Source organism: Streptomyces sp. TRD_SC_5, from assembly GCF_056836825.1.
This window is the reverse complement of sequence record NZ_JBWZZS010000001.1, coordinates 6,002,624-6,017,925: the sequence shown is the minus strand read 5'-3', so window position 1 is coordinate 6,017,925 and position 15,302 is coordinate 6,002,624. Positions and strand designations below refer to the sequence as shown.

General features: G+C 68.8%; 9 protein-coding genes and 1 pseudogene. 5 read left to right on the top strand and 5 right to left on the bottom strand.

Features of this window, described 5'->3' with window-relative positions:
- The 3 genes from xdhB to AC1P0E_RS27555 all read right to left on the bottom strand — a co-directional run bounded on the left by xdhB (position 1) and on the right by AC1P0E_RS27555 (position 4,979).
- On the bottom strand, positions 1 to 2,412 hold the full coding sequence (xdhB, locus tag AC1P0E_RS27565; protein WP_482744805.1) for a xanthine dehydrogenase molybdopterin binding subunit: 2,412 nt from the start codon (positions 2,410 to 2,412) through the stop codon (positions 1 to 3).
- Complete coding sequence (locus AC1P0E_RS27560) at positions 2,409 to 3,890, bottom strand: xanthine dehydrogenase small subunit (protein ID WP_482745917.1); 1,482 nt, start codon at positions 3,888 to 3,890, stop codon at positions 2,409 to 2,411. The genes xdhB and AC1P0E_RS27560 overlap by 4 nt, the downstream gene beginning before the upstream one ends.
- A gap of 405 nt (positions 3,891 to 4,295) precedes the next feature.
- Positions 4,296 to 4,979 carry a TetR/AcrR family transcriptional regulator gene (locus AC1P0E_RS27555; protein ID WP_482744804.1) on the bottom strand — a complete coding sequence of 228 codons (684 nt, stop codon included), beginning with the start codon at positions 4,977 to 4,979 and terminating at the stop codon, positions 4,296 to 4,298.
- 202 nt (positions 4,980 to 5,181) lie between these two features.
- On the opposite strand from AC1P0E_RS27555, the gene AC1P0E_RS27550 reads away from it, so the two are divergent.
- The 4 genes from AC1P0E_RS27550 (at position 5,182) to AC1P0E_RS27535 (ending at position 10,668) form a co-directional block, all read left to right on the top strand.
- Complete coding sequence (locus AC1P0E_RS27550; protein ID WP_482744803.1) at positions 5,182 to 6,411, top strand: oxygenase MpaB family protein; 1,230 nt, start codon at positions 5,182 to 5,184, stop codon at positions 6,409 to 6,411.
- Positions 6,412 to 6,495: 84 nt separating this feature from the next.
- Entirely contained in the window at positions 6,496 to 7,719 is a 1,224-nt protein-coding gene (locus tag AC1P0E_RS27545; RefSeq protein ID WP_482744802.1) for an oxygenase MpaB family protein, read from the top strand.
- A gap of 114 nt (positions 7,720 to 7,833) precedes the next feature.
- Positions 7,834 to 10,176, top strand: a complete 2,343-nt coding sequence (locus tag AC1P0E_RS27540) for a molybdopterin cofactor-binding domain-containing protein (protein ID WP_482744801.1) — start codon at positions 7,834 to 7,836, stop codon at positions 10,174 to 10,176.
- Positions 10,177 to 10,191: 15 nt separating this feature from the next.
- Positions 10,192 to 10,668 carry a (2Fe-2S)-binding protein gene (locus tag AC1P0E_RS27535; RefSeq protein ID WP_482744800.1) on the top strand — a complete coding sequence of 159 codons (477 nt, stop codon included), beginning with the start codon at positions 10,192 to 10,194 and terminating at the stop codon, positions 10,666 to 10,668.
- 58 nt (positions 10,669 to 10,726) lie between these two features.
- Here the strand turns inward: AC1P0E_RS27535 and AC1P0E_RS27530 are convergent, their stop codons facing one another.
- Positions 10,727 to 13,300, bottom strand: a complete 2,574-nt coding sequence (locus AC1P0E_RS27530; RefSeq protein ID WP_482745916.1) for a glycoside hydrolase family 9 protein — start codon at positions 13,298 to 13,300, stop codon at positions 10,727 to 10,729.
- A 387-nt stretch (positions 13,301 to 13,687) separates the two neighbouring features.
- On the opposite strand from AC1P0E_RS27530, the gene AC1P0E_RS27525 reads away from it, so the two are divergent.
- Positions 13,688 to 15,052: an ABC transporter ATP-binding protein gene (locus AC1P0E_RS27525; protein WP_482744799.1), complete on the top strand. Its 1,365-nt coding sequence runs from the start codon at positions 13,688 to 13,690 to the stop codon at positions 15,050 to 15,052.
- Between the two features lie 99 nt (positions 15,053 to 15,151).
- Here AC1P0E_RS27525 and AC1P0E_RS27520 read toward each other — a convergent pair.
- Positions 15,152 to 15,241, bottom strand: a pseudogene (locus tag AC1P0E_RS27520) (hypothetical protein); the annotation flags it as partial.
- Positions 15,242 to 15,302 lie beyond the last annotated feature (61 nt).

Below are 15,302 nucleotides of genomic sequence, written 5' to 3'. Positions count from 1 at the left end.
TCAGGCACCGCTCAACGCACTGGCGTTGGCTCGGATCCTGCCGTTGGCGGCGTGTCCGTTTACGGCGTGACCGTTCGGGGAGGCATCGCTCTGGCGAGCCGCCTGGATCGCCCAGTACACCGCCTCCGGGGTTGCGGGCGAAGCCAACTCGACGCCGGCCCCGCTCGGTCCGAACGCGGCGGCGGCCTGCCGCAACGCTTCTCGCACCGAGAACGCCAGCATCAGCGGAGGCTCGCCCACCGCCTTTGACCCGTACACCGCGCCCTCTTCGGCGGCGTTCTCCAGAAGCGTGACGTTGAACTCCTCGGGCATCTCCGAAAAGCTCGGCAGCTTGTAGGTGCTCGCGGCCTGGGTCAGCAGCCGGCCGCGGTGCGGCCCGTCAGTGGCGTCCCAGCGCATGTCCTCGAGCGTCAGCCAGCCCGCCCCCTGCACGAAGCCACCCTCGACCTGACCGATGTCGATCATCGGGGACAGGCTGTCGCCGACATCGTGCACGATGTCCACCCGCCGGATGCGGTACGCGCCGGTGAAGCCGTCCACCTCCACCTCGGCTGCGGCGGCGCCATGGGAGAAGTACTTGAACGGCGAACCCCTGAACGTCTTCGCGTCCCAGTGCAGTCCCTCGGTCCGGTAGAAACCGGCCGCCGACAACTGCACTCGCTGGAAGTACGCGGTGCGCACCAGGTCGTCCCAGGCCAGCGCCTTGTCGCTGCCCAAGGTGCGCGCGACGCCCTCGACGATGCGCACATCCGAGGCGTTCGAACCCAGCTGGCCGGCGGCCACCTGCAGCAGCCGCTCGCGCAACTGCTCGCAGGCGTTCTTCACCGCCCCACCGTTGAGATCCGTCCCGGCACTGGCGGCGGTGGCAGAGGTGTTGGGCACCTTGTCGGTTCGCGTCGGGGCCAGCCGCACCTTGTGCAGCGGGATGCCCAGCGTGGTCGCGGCCACCTGCAGCATCTTGGTGTGCAGGCCCTGGCCCATCTCGGTGCCGCCGTGGTTGATCAGGACCGAGCCGTCCTTGTAGATCAGCACCAGCGCGCCGCCCTGGTTGAAGGCGGTGAGGTTGAACGAGATCCCGAACTTGATGCCGGTGAGCGCAAGTGCCCGCTTGGTGTGCAGGTGCGCGGCATTGAAGGCGGCGATCTCGCGCTTGCGATCGGCGATGCCGGCGTTGTCCTGAACCTTCCGCCAGACGGCGGAGATCCGTTCGTGCTGGACGACCGGCTGTCCGTACGGCGTCGACTGACCCTGCTGGTAGAAGTTGCGTTCCCGCAGCTCCATCGGGTCCAGGCCGAGCAGCGGCGCGCACCTGCCCATGATGTCCTCGATCACCAGCATGCCCTGCGGTCCGCCGAAGCCGCGGAAGGCGGTGTTGGAGACCTTGTTGGTCTTGGCGATGCGACCGGCGATGCGCGCGTTGGGAATCCAGTAGGTGTTGTCGATGTGGCACAGCGCTCGCGCCACCACCGGCTCGGAGAGGTCCAGGCTCCAGCCGCCGTCCGCGGTCAAGGTGGCGTCCAGGGCCCGGATGCGGCCGTCGGCGTCGAAGCCGATCTTCCAGTCGGCGCGGAACCCGTGCCGCTTGCCGGACATGGTCAGATCCTGCGTCCGGTTGAGCCGCAGCCGTACCGGACGGCCGGTCAGCTTGGCGCCGAGCGCGGCAACGGCCGCGAACCCGTGCGGCTGCATCTCCTTGCCGCCGAAGCCGCCGCCCATCCGCAGACACTGCACGGTCACCTCGTGGCTGTGCAGACCGAGCACGTGCGCGACGATTTCCTGGGTCTCAGAAGGGTGCTGGGTGCTGCTCTGGACGAACACCTGCTCGGCCTCGTCGATATGGGCCAGCGCCGCGTGCGTCTCGAGGTAGAAGTGCTCCTGGTCGGAGAACTGGAACTCGCCGGTGAACACGTGCGCGGAGTCGGCGAGGCCGGCGTCGACGTCGCCGGTCAGCATCACGGGCCGAGCGCCGTGAAAACTGTTGGCCTCGATGGCGTCCTGCAGCGTGACCACGGAGGGCAGTTCGTCGAGTTCCACCTCGACGGCCGCCGCACCGAGCCGGGCCGCCTCCAGGGTCTCGGCGAGCACCCAGGCGACCGCGTGGCCGTAGAACATGACCTCGTCGGGGAACAGCGGTTCGTCGTGCTTCATCCCGGCGTCGTTGACGCCGGGCACGTCGGCACCGGTCAGCACGCGGACCACACCGGGCACGGCGAGCGCGGGCTCGGTGCGCAGCGCGCTGATCCTGCCGTGGGCCTTCATGACCTGGACCGGGTAGGCGTGCAGCACGTCCTTGGTGCGATACACCAGGTCGTCGGTGTAGAGCGCGGCGCCGGTGACGTGCAGGACGGCACTCTCGTGCGGCATCGATACGCCGACGACAGGCTTTTCGGGGCGTTCGGACAAGTGACTCATGACGACACCGCCTCGGTGGTTTGCGCGTACAGCTTCAGCAGGCTCTGGCCGAGCATCGCGGAGCGGTAGTCGGCGCTGGCGCGGTGATCGTCCATCGGCGTGCCCTCGGCCTGAAGCGCCCGGGCCGCGGCCTCGACGGTCTCCGCCGCCCATGCCTTGCCCTCCAGGGCCGCCTCGGTGGCGAGGGCGCGGATCGGGGTGGCGGCCACGCCGCCCAGGCCGATGCGTGCCTTGCGGACGATCCCGCCCTCGATGTCGAGCGCCAAAGCGACTGCCACGCTGGAGATGTCGTCAAAGCGTCGCTTGGCGATCTTGTGGAAGGCCGTGACCGGCGACAAAGGCAGCGGGATGCGCACCGAGCGGATCAGCTCGCCGGGACGGCGCACGCTCTGCCGGTAGCCGGTGAAGTAGTCCGCCAGCGGGACCTCGCGCTCACCGTCGGCGTCGGCGAGCACCACCGATGCCTCCAGCGCGAGCAGCACCGGCGGGCTGTCACCGATGGGGGAGCCGGTACCCAGGTTGCCGCCGATGGTCGCACCGTTGCGGATGAGCCGGGAGGCGAACTGCGGGAACAGCTCGGCCAGCAGCGGGATGTCGCCGTCGAGGCGGCGTTCGATCTCGGTGAGCGTCAGCGCCGCCCCGATCTCGATGTGGTCGGATTCGACCCGCAGCTCCCGCAGTTCGGAAAGGCGGTCGACGGCGACCACACAACTCGCCCGGCGGGATCGGATGTTCACCTCTACGCCCCAGTCGGTGGATCCGGCGACCACCACCGCGTCGGGCCGCTCGCGCAGCAACCGCAGCGTTTCGGCAAGGGTGCTCTTCCGCAGGAACGTGCTGTCGTCCTGGGCGTACTCGGTGGCAACCGGTGCGGGCGGGGACTGCTCGCGGCGCTGCGCCAGCGGGTCCTCGTCGGTGGGCGTACCGACGGCGAACGCGGCATCGCGAATCGGGCGATAGCCGGTGCAGCGGCACAGGTTTCCGCTCAGCGCGTGCAGATCGAAACCGTTCGGACCGTGCTCGGCGTCGGTGCTTTCGGTCGAATCCGCGCTGTCGGCCGAGTCCGCGTGCGCACAGCGGTCGGGTCGGTAGTACTCGGCGGCCATGCTGCAGATGAAGCCCGGCGTGCAGTAACCGCACTGGGAGCCGCCGCGGACCGCCATCTCCTCCTGCACCGGGTGCAGGGTGGGCGGCATGCCGGGTTGGTCGGCGGTGGCGAGGCCTTCGGAGGTAATGATCTCCTGGCCGTCGAGCGCCGCGACCGGGACCAGGCAGGCGTTGACGGCCACCCAGTCGGTGGGCTTGTTCACCCCGGGACGGGCCACCAGGACCGAACAGGCGCCGCATTCACCCTCGGCGCAGCCCTCCTTGGTGCCGGTGAGGCCACGCTCGCGCAGGAAATCCAGCACTGTGGTCTGGGGCACAGCCGGTGAGATCGCTGTTTCTTTCCCATTGACCGTGATCCGCGGCGCTACCATGACGGGCCTTCGTTTCGGTGCGCGATCGGTCGATTCATTATGTTCGCCAATTTCAGGCAGCTTTCTGTGTTCAGACGCGCCATGTGAGAAGAGCGGGCGCAAGACGGCACGCAACAGTGAGGTGCCGGAAAATGTGACGGGAAGTCAGGAATGTGCCACGGACGGGCACATAAGAACGGCGTGCTCAGCAGCCGTGCGCGATCCGACCCGGAACCCAGACCGTGCGCTGGGCGAGGCGACCAAGATCAGAGCTGGTGTTCATCCGCTGGTCGCCTCCTTTCGGGAGTTATGGGTCGGCGTCTACCGCAAATTAGTGGCTGGGGCCACGGAGGTCAAGAGGTTGCCCTCTGCGTCTCGACAACCGATCGGATGGGAGCCACTAGGGACACGAGGGAAGGGGAAGCGCTACGAGTGAGGGGGGCGCGGTGGCTCGAGCATCGGGACGAGGAATCGCCGGGCCACCGCGCGCAACTGCTCCTCGTCGTCGATGTCGATGACCTGACTGGGGATGACCAGGAAGGACGCGGAAACCCGGACCATCATCTCGGCCACGACGTCCACGTCCACGTCGCGGGCGACGTTCCCCGCCTGCTGCTCCAGGCGCAGTCGGCCCGCGACGAAGTGCCGTACGACCTCCAGGGTGCGGCCCTCGTCGCCGGTCATGGACGGTACGAACGCGTCCGGTTCGGCGGCCATCAGGCCACCGATGAGGGGGTTGCGGCGGATCGTCCGCAGGGAGCTCACGAACCCGAGAACCACACGGTCGGCGACGGTCTCTGCGTCCTGGACGTCGACGCCGAACTGGTCGAAGTACCGCCGGAACTCGCGCCGGACGACCTGCTCGATCAGCGCGTCCTTGGACGCGAACCGGCGGTAGACCGTGATCCGGGAGACTCCTGCCCGGCGGGCGACATCCTCCATGGTGGAGCGCCGCATGCCCATGCGGCGGAACTGCTCGAAAGCGGCGTCGAGCACGCGCGTGGTGATCTCGTCGTTGTCGTCGACAGGCTCGGCGGCCTCGGCGAACGCACGCTCAAGCACGGAATCCGAGTCGTGGGGCGTGGCAGCGAGGGAAAACACAGGTTCCACGGTCGCCTTTCTTGGCACACATTCCGGGATGGCTGAGGCCAAAAGCTCTGCCCCTCCACGGATTACCGGCGGTTACAAAGAAGTTGACCCTCAAGTCTTGCGCTCGGATTCGGATTACGTTTCGCTGGAGATACGCAGATACAAGATCTGTATCAGAGTATCAGGCAGGACAGGCTTCGGCGACTCAAGGAGGCGTTCAAGCATGGACGAACTGAGCAGGCGCAAGATGCTGCTCGCGGGCGGGACTCTGGGAACACTCGGGCTGCTCGGCATCGCATCCCCCGCCCGCGCCAACACGGCCTGGACTTGGGGGGCCGGCGGCTCGGTGGCCGGCGCGGGGACGGGCAGCGACCCCAACGGGGTGTGGGACGACGAAGCCGACCGGCTCCTCTCCGCCCTCATCGAGCGGGGCGACGTACCCAAAGTCAACGAACTGCTGCGGACCTGGAACCGCAACGACCAGCCACTTCCCGGCGGACTGCCCCAGGACCTGCGGGAGTTCATGGACAAGGCGCGCCGACTGCCCTCCTGGGCCGACCGGAGCAAGCTCGACCGAGCCGCCCAGTTCAACGAAACCAGGGGCTTCTACCTCAACGTGCTCAATGGAATCGGTGGCGGCATGCTGAGCACCGCCATCCCCCGGGAGGCCCGAGCCGTCTACTACTCCAAGGGCGGCGCCGACATGGAGGACCGCGTCGCCAAAACGAGCAAGCTGGGCTTCGCTGTCGGGGACCTCAACGCGTATCAGCCGGACGGCAGCGTCGTCGTGGAAGCCGTGAAGACCCGCCTCGTGCACGCGGCCGTACGGCACCTGCTGCCGAAATCGCCGGGCTGGTCCGGGACCAGCGGCGGACAGAAAATCCCGATCAGCCTGGCGGACATGCTGGTCACCTGGCACACCCTCCCCACCTTCGCCATGCGCAAGATGCTCGAATGGGACGTCCCGATCAGCTCCGCCGACTCAGCGGCGTATCTGCATCTGTGGCAGGTGACCGCGCACTTGCTCGGCATCCGCGACGAGTACATCCCAGCGACCTGGGATGCGGCCAACGCCCAGTCCAAGCAGCTCCTCGACCCGGTCCTGGGCCCCACGCCCGAAGGCGTCAAGCTGACCGACATCCTGCTGCGCCAGCTCGCAGAGCAGACCAGTCCCGGCGGCCTCGACCGCCCTCTGGTCAACGCGTTCGCCCGCTACCTGGTGGGCGACCAGGTGGCCGACTGGGACGGCATTCCCCGAGCGCCGTTCTGGGAGACGACGGTCAAGGCCGTCTGGCCGAAGCTCGTGGCGCACCGCGAGGGCCTGATCAAGCTGCCGCTGGTCCCGCAGATCGCCTGGACGATCGACGAAGCTGCCCGCCAGTACATCTTGTTCTACCTCTCCAAGGGGCGCGAGGTTCACATCGAGATCCCCGACACCAACCGTCCGGCCTGACCCCGGCCGCTCGGAATACGTCGGCAATTCTTTCGCACTCTGCAATTCGCTTTCCATCGGAAGAACTCAAGGAGGGTTCAGGGCATGGACGAACTCAGCAGGCGCAAGATGCTGCTCGCGAGCGGGAGTCTGGGAGCACTCGGGTTACTCGGTGCAGCCACGCCGGCCCGCGCTCAGACGGCCTGGACCTGGGCGTCCGGCGGCTCGGTGGCCGGCGCGGGGACGGGCAGCGACCCCAACGGGGTGTGGGACGACGAAGCCGACCGGCTCCTCTCCGCCCTCATCGAGCGGGGCGACGTACCCAAAGTCAACGAACTGCTGCGGACCTGGAACCGCAACGACCAGCCACTTCCCGGCGGACTGCCCCAGGACCTGCGGGAGTTCATGGACAAGGCGCGCCAACTGCCCTCCTGGGCCGACCAGGGCAAGCTCGACCGAGCCGCCCGGTTCAACAACACCAAGGGGATCTACGTCGGCGCCCTGTACGGCCTCGGCAGCGGTCTGATGAGCACCGCCATCCCCCGGGAGGCGCGCGCCGTCTACTACTCCAAGGGCGGTGCGGACATGAAGGACCGTATCGCCAAGACCGCGAAGCTCGGGTACGACGTCGGGGACCTGGACGCGTATCAGCCCCAGGGCTCGATGATCGTGACGGCGGTGAAGACCCGCCTCGTGCACGCGGCCGTACGCCACCTGCTGCCGAAATCCCCCGGCTGGTCCCAGACAAGCGGCGGCCAGAAGATCCCGATCAGCCAGGCGGACATCCTGGTCACCTGGCACAGCCTGCCCACCTTCGTCATGCGCAAGATGCTCGAATGGAAGGTACGGATCTCGTCGGCCGAGTCGGCGGCGTACCTGCATGTGTGGCAGGTGACCGCGCACATGCTCGGCGTCCGCGACGAGTACGTCCCCGCGACCTGGGACGCGGCCAACGCCCAGTCCAGGCAACTCCTCGACCCGGCCCTGGGCCGCACCACCGAAGGCGTCAAGCTGACCGAGGTGCTTCTCGACATCGTCGCCGAGATCGACGGCGGGCTGAGCCGCCCCCTGGTCAGTGCGTTCTCCCGGTACACGCTCGGTGACCGGGTCGGCGACCTGATCGGACTGTCCGAGGAGCCGTTCTGGGAGCCGGTGATCAGGAACGCCTGGCCGCTCCTTGTGGCCTTCCGCGAGGGCCTGATTCCGCTGCCGCTGGTCCCGGAAGCCGCCTGGACCATGGAGGAAGCCATCCGCAGGTTCGTCCTGCTCTTCCTGTCCGAGGGCAAACCCATCAGCATTGAGATCCCCGACGCGAACCGTCCCGCCTGACCCCGGCCGCGCCGGGGAAGAGCCCGGGTCACGCGCACGTACGACAGCGAGCCGCAGGAGAACGGATGAAGACGAGATGGTGCCGTGTGGAGCGATGGGTGAAGGGCGTCGTCGATGACCAGAGATGACCGTTCGGCTCGGCCCCTTGCGCGTACGACTCGGCCCGAGTCCGCTGCACCCGGCATCGGCCGGCGCCGGTTCCTCGGCTACGTGCTGGCCGCTCCAACGCTGGCGACCGCCGCCGAAATCGGCCGGGCGCCGGAGGCCACCGCCCGGACCGCGGCGGCCGGGATACCGTCGGCGGACATCACCGAGCTGGTCGACCTCAACGACGTGATGACCGCGGCGGCCCTGCCGACCGCGAACCTGATCAAGGTCGTGGTCAACACGGACGGCACCGTGTCGTTCGCATTGCCGCGGGCCGAGGTCGGGCAAGGCATCACCACGTCGACAGCCATGCTCATCGCCGAGGAGATGGACGTCCCGCTCGACAAGGTGCGGGTCACGTCGGCCGACGCGCGGCCCGAGCTGGTGTTCAATCAGCTCACCGGTGCTTCGAACACGACGATCTCGACCTTCACCCCGGTCCGGGTCGCCGCCGCCGTCGCCCGGGGCCGCCTCCTCGATGCAGCGGCGATCGAGCTCGGCGCGGCGGTCACCGACCTCACCTTGAAGGCCGGCGTCGTCACCGACCTCGTGGGCGGGAGCATCGGCATCGGTGCTCTCGCCGGGAAGGCCGCGAGTGCCGAGTCGCGGCACGTGTCCGTGGAGCTCAAGGAGCGCCAGGACTTCACTGTCATCGGCACGCCACAGAACCGTATCGACGCGCTCGACGCCGTCACCGGGCGCAAGAAGTTCGCGATGGACCTCAATGTCCCGGAGGCCAGGCCGACCATGGTCTGCCGTGCGCCGACCATCAACGGCAAGGTCGGCTCCGTCACCAACCTCGCCCAGGTCAGCACCATGCCCGGCGTCACCGATGTCGTGGTGATCTCCACCGGCGTCGCGGTGCGCGCTCGGACATTCGGCCAGTGCATCGACGCCGTGCGCGCCCTCCAGGTGTCCTGGAAGCCCGGCAGCGCGGAGGGGAAGTCGGACGAGTCCGTACGGAAGCAGTTGCGCGCCGCCGAACTCCCGCTCGGGCTTCCCCCGGTGACTCCGTCGGTGGAAGCCTCCTTCACCTTTCACTTCCGCAGCAACAGCGCCCTGGAGACCAACTGCGCCATCGCCGACGTGCGGTCCGACCGCGCGGAGATCTGGTCGGGCCTCAAGGCACCGATCGTCGCCCAACAGGCCATCGCCGCCAAGCTCGGGCTGCCGCTCCACGCGGTCACCGTGCATGTCATCGAAGGCGGCGGCTCCTTCGGGCGCAAGCTGTTCCACGACGCCGCACTGGAAGCCGCCGAGATATCCCGGGAAATCGGCAAACCCGTCAAACTCATGTGGCACCGGGCCGACGACTCCCGCCAGGGACGCACCCACCCGATGGCCATCTCCCGCGTGCGCGCCGCCTACCTCGGCAATTCAGTGCTCAGCTACAAGCAACGGCACACCAGCGTGGCCACCGACCTCGGCCATGGGCTCGGCGAGGTCTTCACCGCCCTGGCCGCGAAACTTCCGGTGGGTGACATCGGCTTCTCCGAGACGTTCTTCCAGCTCTCCCAGTCGATGCCCTACAACTTCGGCGCCCACAGCCGACTGCTCGCCGAAACCGACAAGAGCTTCAACACCGGCAGTATGCGGGGCGTCTACTCCCCCGACGTCACCTGCGCGCGGGAGCTGATCGTCGACCGGCTCGCGGCGAAGATGGGCAAGGACCCCTACCGGTTCCGGCGCGACTTCCTCCGCGACGACCGCTCCAGGGCGGTACTGGACAAGGTCGCCGAGGTCGGAAACTGGGGCCGCGCCATGCCGGACGGCACCGCGCAGGGCATCGCCTTCCACTCCGAGTACCACGCGGTCAGCGCGGTGCTCGTGGAGATCGACTGCCGGCCCGAGACGGTCAACCGCCCCATCCGCGACGGCGTGGCCGGGCCACGTGTCACCAAGGCCGTCTTCGCCGTGGACGTCGGCCTGGCCGTCAACCCCCGCGGCTTGGAGGCCCAGATGATGGGCTGCCTCATGGACGGGATCGCCCAGACGCTGACCGCCGGCCTGCACCTGCGCGACGGGCACTTCCTCGAGGCCAGCTGGGACAACTACTTCTACACCCGGCAGTGGAACACACCACCTGAGCTGGAGATCATCGTCATGCCGACGACCACCGGGGAACCCGGCGGTGCGGGAGAACTCGGCGTCGCCGCGTCGATGGCCGCGGTCGCCTGCGCCTACGGCCGGGCCACTGGCACCATGCCGACAAGCTTCCCCATCAACCACAGCGCCCTGTCCTTCACCCCCAAGCCCACCGTTCCTCCGATCCCCGCGTCCCCCACCGACGGCCTGGAACACGTCCGTTGAAGACAGGAGCCCCCCGTGCCTGAGCACACCTTCCGCGTCAACGGCGAGCAGGTCACCGTCGATGCCGCCGATGACGAGCGACTGCTGTGGGTGCTGCGCGACATCCTCGGCATCACCGGACCGAAGTACGGCTGCGGCATCAACGTCTGCAAAGCCTGCACCAGCCACGTCAACGGCAAGGCCGCCAACCCCTGCGCGATCCCCGTCAAGGACCTGCGGCCGACCGACGAAGTCACCACGATCGAAGGGCTTGCGGCCACCGTCGGCGCCGAACTGCACCCGATGCAGCAGGCTTGGCTCGACCAAGACGTGGCCCAGTGCGGCTACTGCCAGCCCGGCCAGATCATGGCCGCCGTCGCCCTGGTCCGCCGCGTCAAGGAGGAAGGCCGCCGTATCACCGACGACGACCTGGACGGCATACGCAACATCTGCCGCTGCGGCACGTACGTCCGTATCCGCGCAGCGATCAAGGCGGGCGCGGAGCATATGTGAGGCGTATGAAGGGCGTCTGACCTGGGCATGTGCCCGTCAGACGCCCTTCATGACGCGCTCAGCGGACCGGCCTCACCCCGCAGGGCCGGCCGTTCAGCCCGAAGACCCGGGGGTCGTTCACCTGGCCGGTCGACTTTCCGTTGAAGCCGAAGCGCGCGGTTCCGCCGGGAGGCAGGCTCGCGTTCCAGCTCAGTGACTTGGCCACGACGGCAGGGCCGGTCTGGGAAATGGTGGCTCCCCAGGTGTCGGTCACCCGCTGCGTGTCGGCGAACGACCACGTGAGCTGCCAGGGGCTGAGCGCCCGGGTGCCGGTGTTCTTCAGCACGACCTGGGTGGTGAAGCCGCCGTCCCAGCGCTGTGAGGCGTACGCGACCTCGCAGGTCGCCGTCCGGCTCTCGCCGCCGCCCAGGTCGTCGGCGTAACCGGCGATCCAGGCCAGTGGGGCGTTCCAGTTGATGGTGACCTCGTTCGTCGCCCACGATTCGATGTGGTCGATGTAGCACATCGCCGGGGCGCACCCCTTCAGCTTGCTCTGCGCCAGCGGGTCCTGGATGGCGTCGTTCGGTCCGCCGGCGAGGGAACCGGGCGCGGGGTTCGGCAGGGACGGATCGAGCTGGTGGGCCCAGAACCGGTGGTGCTGGTTGCGCGCGCCCCGCTCGCCGTAGCCGGTGACGTACGACGTGTTGAGCGGGTTGCGGCCCAGGAGGTAGTCCAGCCCGCGCAGCACGGCGTCCCGGTAGGCGGCCTTGCCGGTCAGGTCGTGCGCGGTGCCCAGGACCACCATGTTGTTGGCGACCTGGCCGTTCGAGCCCCACACGTAGTGGCCGTCGGATGGCGCGTACGGAATGCCGTACGCGGCCTTGCCGGAGTCGGCCGCGTAACCGTCCGCCGCTCGCGTCACCGTGCCGCGCACCGCCTTGAGCTGGTCGGCGGAGAGCCGGTTGGGCACGGTCGCCAGATCCAGGGCGCCCAGGCCCGCCGTCGATTGCCACGACATACCGCCGCGCGGGAAGACGGCGTCGGTGTCGCCGTGCAGCGGTGAGCCGAGAAGTGCCTGACGGTAGGTGTCCTGCCCGGTGGTGATGAGCAGTTCCGCCGCCGCCCAGTAGAACTCGTCCCGTACGTCGGTGTCGGAGTACGCGCCGCCGCCCGTGCCGTCGTTGGGGTCGGCCAGGATGTCCGGGTGGGCCTTCGCCGCGTTCCAGGCGGTACGGGCGGCCTTGTCGCAGCGAGAGGCGAAGGCGGCGTCGTACGGCGCGAAGAGACGGGCGCACTGGGCGGCGGTGGCCGCCAGGTTGAGGGTGGCCGCGGTGGACGGCGGGTGCAGTTCGCGGGGCTGGGGGTCACGGTCGGGCCGGGTCGGCAGCCCGGTCCATGCCTTGTCGTGGAGCTTGTGGTGCGCCATGCCGGCCAGCGGCTCGCCCGCCGGGACCTGCATGCGCATGAGGAAGTCCATCTCCCAGCGGGCCTCGTCGAGGATGTCGGGGATGGCGTTGCCGTGCTCCGGCAGCGGAAGTTCGCCGTCGCCCAGCGGTGCGGCGTCGGCGTTCTCCTCGGTCAGGGTCCGTTCGAAGGCGGACATCAACTGTGCTACGGATATACCGCCGTTGACGACGTACTTGCCGTGGTCACCGGCGTCGTACCAGCCGCCGGCCGCGTCGAGGCGGTAGTCGCACACGCCGGGCTGGCACGGCACGTCGTTGTCACCCTGGTTGGGGCTCACGTTGACGTGGCCGGCCGGGCGGGCGTACTCCTCCCCGACGAGGTCAGCGTCGATCTCGATGCCGCTGCGGTTGTGGTAGAAGTACGCGAGCGCGTCGGTGCGGAGCGACGCGTAGAGGTTGTCGCCGATGGCGAACGGCTCACTCTTGTCCCCCGCGACCGTGACGGTGTAGCCCTGTCCGGCGGTGGTGACTGTGCCGAAGTCGAAGGTGTGGACGTTCTGCCGTGAGGTGGTGTCGACGCCCGCCGGGGTGGTCGTGCCACTGGCCCGCCGGGTCCCGTCGGCGGCGTTGAGCGTCCACGGAAGTGGCTCGGTCGCCTCAGTGACGTATGTGCCGTTCTTCGGGCCGTGGGTGAGGTAGCCGACCTGGTTGACGCGGACGGGAGAGCCGGTGTCCGGTTCGTACGGGGGCGGTGCGGTGCCGCCACGCAGCGAAACGTCGTCGAGGCAGAAGGTGAACGCCTTCTCGCTGCCCCCGAGTTGGAAGACGAGCTGCGCGGCATCGTGGTCTGCCGCCGCCGTGAAGGTGTGGCTGACGCGTTCGGCGCTCTCGCCGACCTGCTGCGTCGCGGAGAGTTCCGTGGTCCAGGGATCGGCTCCCAGCTGCACGTTGGTACGGATGGTGAGCGGCACCGTCGAGGTCGCCGTGTAGCTGAGCGTGTATCCCTCGCCGACGGCGAGAGTGAGAGCGTTCTGCCCGATGATGGCGTCCCACGGGTTGGCTGTGCCCGCCGGGACATCGGCGCACAGGCGCCCGTCCACGACCGCGGCGGGACTGTTGCCGGTCCACCACCAGGGGGCGGTGCCCTCGGAGAAGTCGCCGTTGGCGATGAGTTCGGGTGTTTCGTCGGCCGGTTCGGCGGCGACGGCGGGTACAGCGGCGGGTGAGGCGACCACCGTGCCGGCCAGCAGGCCGGCGAGAGCAGCCAGGGCTGCGACACCCGGCGCCGAGCGTCTGCGACGCCGAGTCGTACGGGAAAGGGGAGGCTGAGGATGCGACACGCCGGGTCCTCCAGCGGGGAGTAGGGAGGTTCGCGGAGCCTGAGACATGGCGAGTTACGGGTGCGGTGGGAGTGACTTTGGGAGCGCTCCCAATGTCGAAGGTCGCAGATGCCGCGTCAAGACATCGGACGAGGATCGTCGCTTTCCCCTGCAGCCGGGCGACGGATCGCGTGCTCAGCGTCATGAGTGTTTCGGGCCAGGCCATTCCTGACTGACCAGTAGCAGGCTACGTTGCGTGCCCAGTTGTCACTTCTGGCCGCAGCCGTCGCGCTGAATCGCCCTGGGCGGAACCCCATGTCTGGCTCAATCTCCCTGCACAGCGTTTCCAAGACGTACGACCGGGCCGTTCGCGCCGTCGACCGCGTCTCCCTCGACATCGCCCCCGGCGAGTTCCTCGTGCTGCTCGGCCCTTCCGGATGCGGAAAGTCAACTGTCCTTCGCATGATCGCCGGACTTGAGGACATCACCGCGGGCGATCTGTTCCTCGACGGCGAGTACGCCAATCACCTGCCGCCGGGGCAGCGCGGCATGGCCATGGTCTTCCAGAACTTCGCCCTTTATCCGAACATGACCAGCCGCGACAACATCGGCTTCCCCCTGCGTTTCGAGGCCCCCGGAGAGGACTCCGGCCCACGCGTCGAGGCCACCCCCCGGATGCTCGGCATCGAGGACATCCTCGACCGCTACCCCGGTCAGCTCTCCGGCGGTGAGCGGCAGCGCGTCGCGATGGGACGGGCCATCTCCCGGCGGCCCACCGTCTTCCTGATGGACGAGCCGCTGTCCAATCTCGACGCGAAGCTGCGCAGCCGTCTGCGCTCCGAGATCGCGCACCTCACCCGCGAACTGGGCGTAACAACCGTGTACGTCACGCACGATCAGTCCGAGGCGATGTCACTCGGCGACCGGGTCGCGGTCATGCGCGGCGGCGTGCTCCAGCAGCTCAGCCACCCCCGGGACGCCTACGGGCTGCCGGAGAACGTCTTCGTCGCCGCGTTCATCGGCACCCCGCGCATCAACCTCCTCCAGGCCGTCGTGCACGCGCCGCTGGAGGGCGCGATGTCGATCGCTCTCGGCGCGCAGCGGCTGCGCCTTCCCGAGCCCCTCAGCCCGGACCACCAGTTGCTCCGCATCCAGCAGGGCAGACGGATCATCGTCGGGCTGCGCTCGGAGGCCGTACGAATCGCCACGCCCAGTGAGGCCCGCCCCGGTGAGGTCGCGATCAGCGGTCTGGTCGAGCACATGGAGTACCAGGGGCACGAGGCACTCGTACACCTCAACACCGGCTCGCAGCCCGCCGTCGTACCGGATCTGGAGTCACCGCGGCCGCGACCTGCCGTACGTCGCCGCCGGGGCACTCCGGCGCCGGGCATGCTGTCCCGGCTGAGGGAGCGGGCGGCGCAGCACGTCGCGGGACCGGTCGTGGTCCTCGACGAACCGGACGTCGCGGCGCCGCCCGGGGGCACCGCGCACGACTCGGAGCGCCCCACGCTCGGGGCGAGCGACCTGGTCGTCCGTACCGGTCCGGACATGCGGCTGCGGAGCGGCACGCAGGTTCCGCTCCTCGTCGACCTCGCGCATCTGTACGTCTTCGACCACTACGGCCGCAGGATCTGCCCGGCACCGGCCGACCTGCCCGGCCTCGACGTCTCGCCTCTCTGAGGCCGTCGCGACGCCGCTGCCCCACCTGCCGGCAGGCACACCGGAGCCCTGGAATCCGAAGGACACGGTGCCACCCGCCGGAATGGCGGCGTTGTGGGCGACGTTGGTGGCGGTGGTGACCTTCTCGGTGCCCTTGAAGGCGAAGCCGAGCTTCCAGCCGCCGATCGCGGTGGCGCCGGTGTTCTTCACCGCGAGGTCGGTGGTGAATCCACCGCCCCACGACGCGGTGACCTTGCAGGTGAGCGGTACG

Excerpts from the sequence above, each read along its gene's own strand:
- xdhB (WP_482744805.1), bottom strand. The coding sequence starts at position 2,412 with ATGAGTCACTTGTCCGAACGCCCCGAAAAGCCTGTCGTCGGCGTATCG.
- AC1P0E_RS27560 (WP_482745917.1), bottom strand. The coding sequence starts at position 3,890 with ATGGTAGCGCCGCGGATCACGGTCAATGGGAAAGAAACAGCGATCTCA.
- AC1P0E_RS27550 (WP_482744803.1), top strand. The coding sequence starts at position 5,182 with ATGGACGAACTGAGCAGGCGCAAGATGCTGCTCGCGGGCGGGACTCTG.
- AC1P0E_RS27545 (WP_482744802.1), top strand. The coding sequence starts at position 6,496 with ATGGACGAACTCAGCAGGCGCAAGATGCTGCTCGCGAGCGGGAGTCTG.
- AC1P0E_RS27540 (WP_482744801.1), top strand. The coding sequence starts at position 7,834 with ATGACCAGAGATGACCGTTCGGCTCGGCCCCTTGCGCGTACGACTCGG.
- AC1P0E_RS27525 (WP_482744799.1), top strand. The coding sequence starts at position 13,688 with ATGTCTGGCTCAATCTCCCTGCACAGCGTTTCCAAGACGTACGACCGG.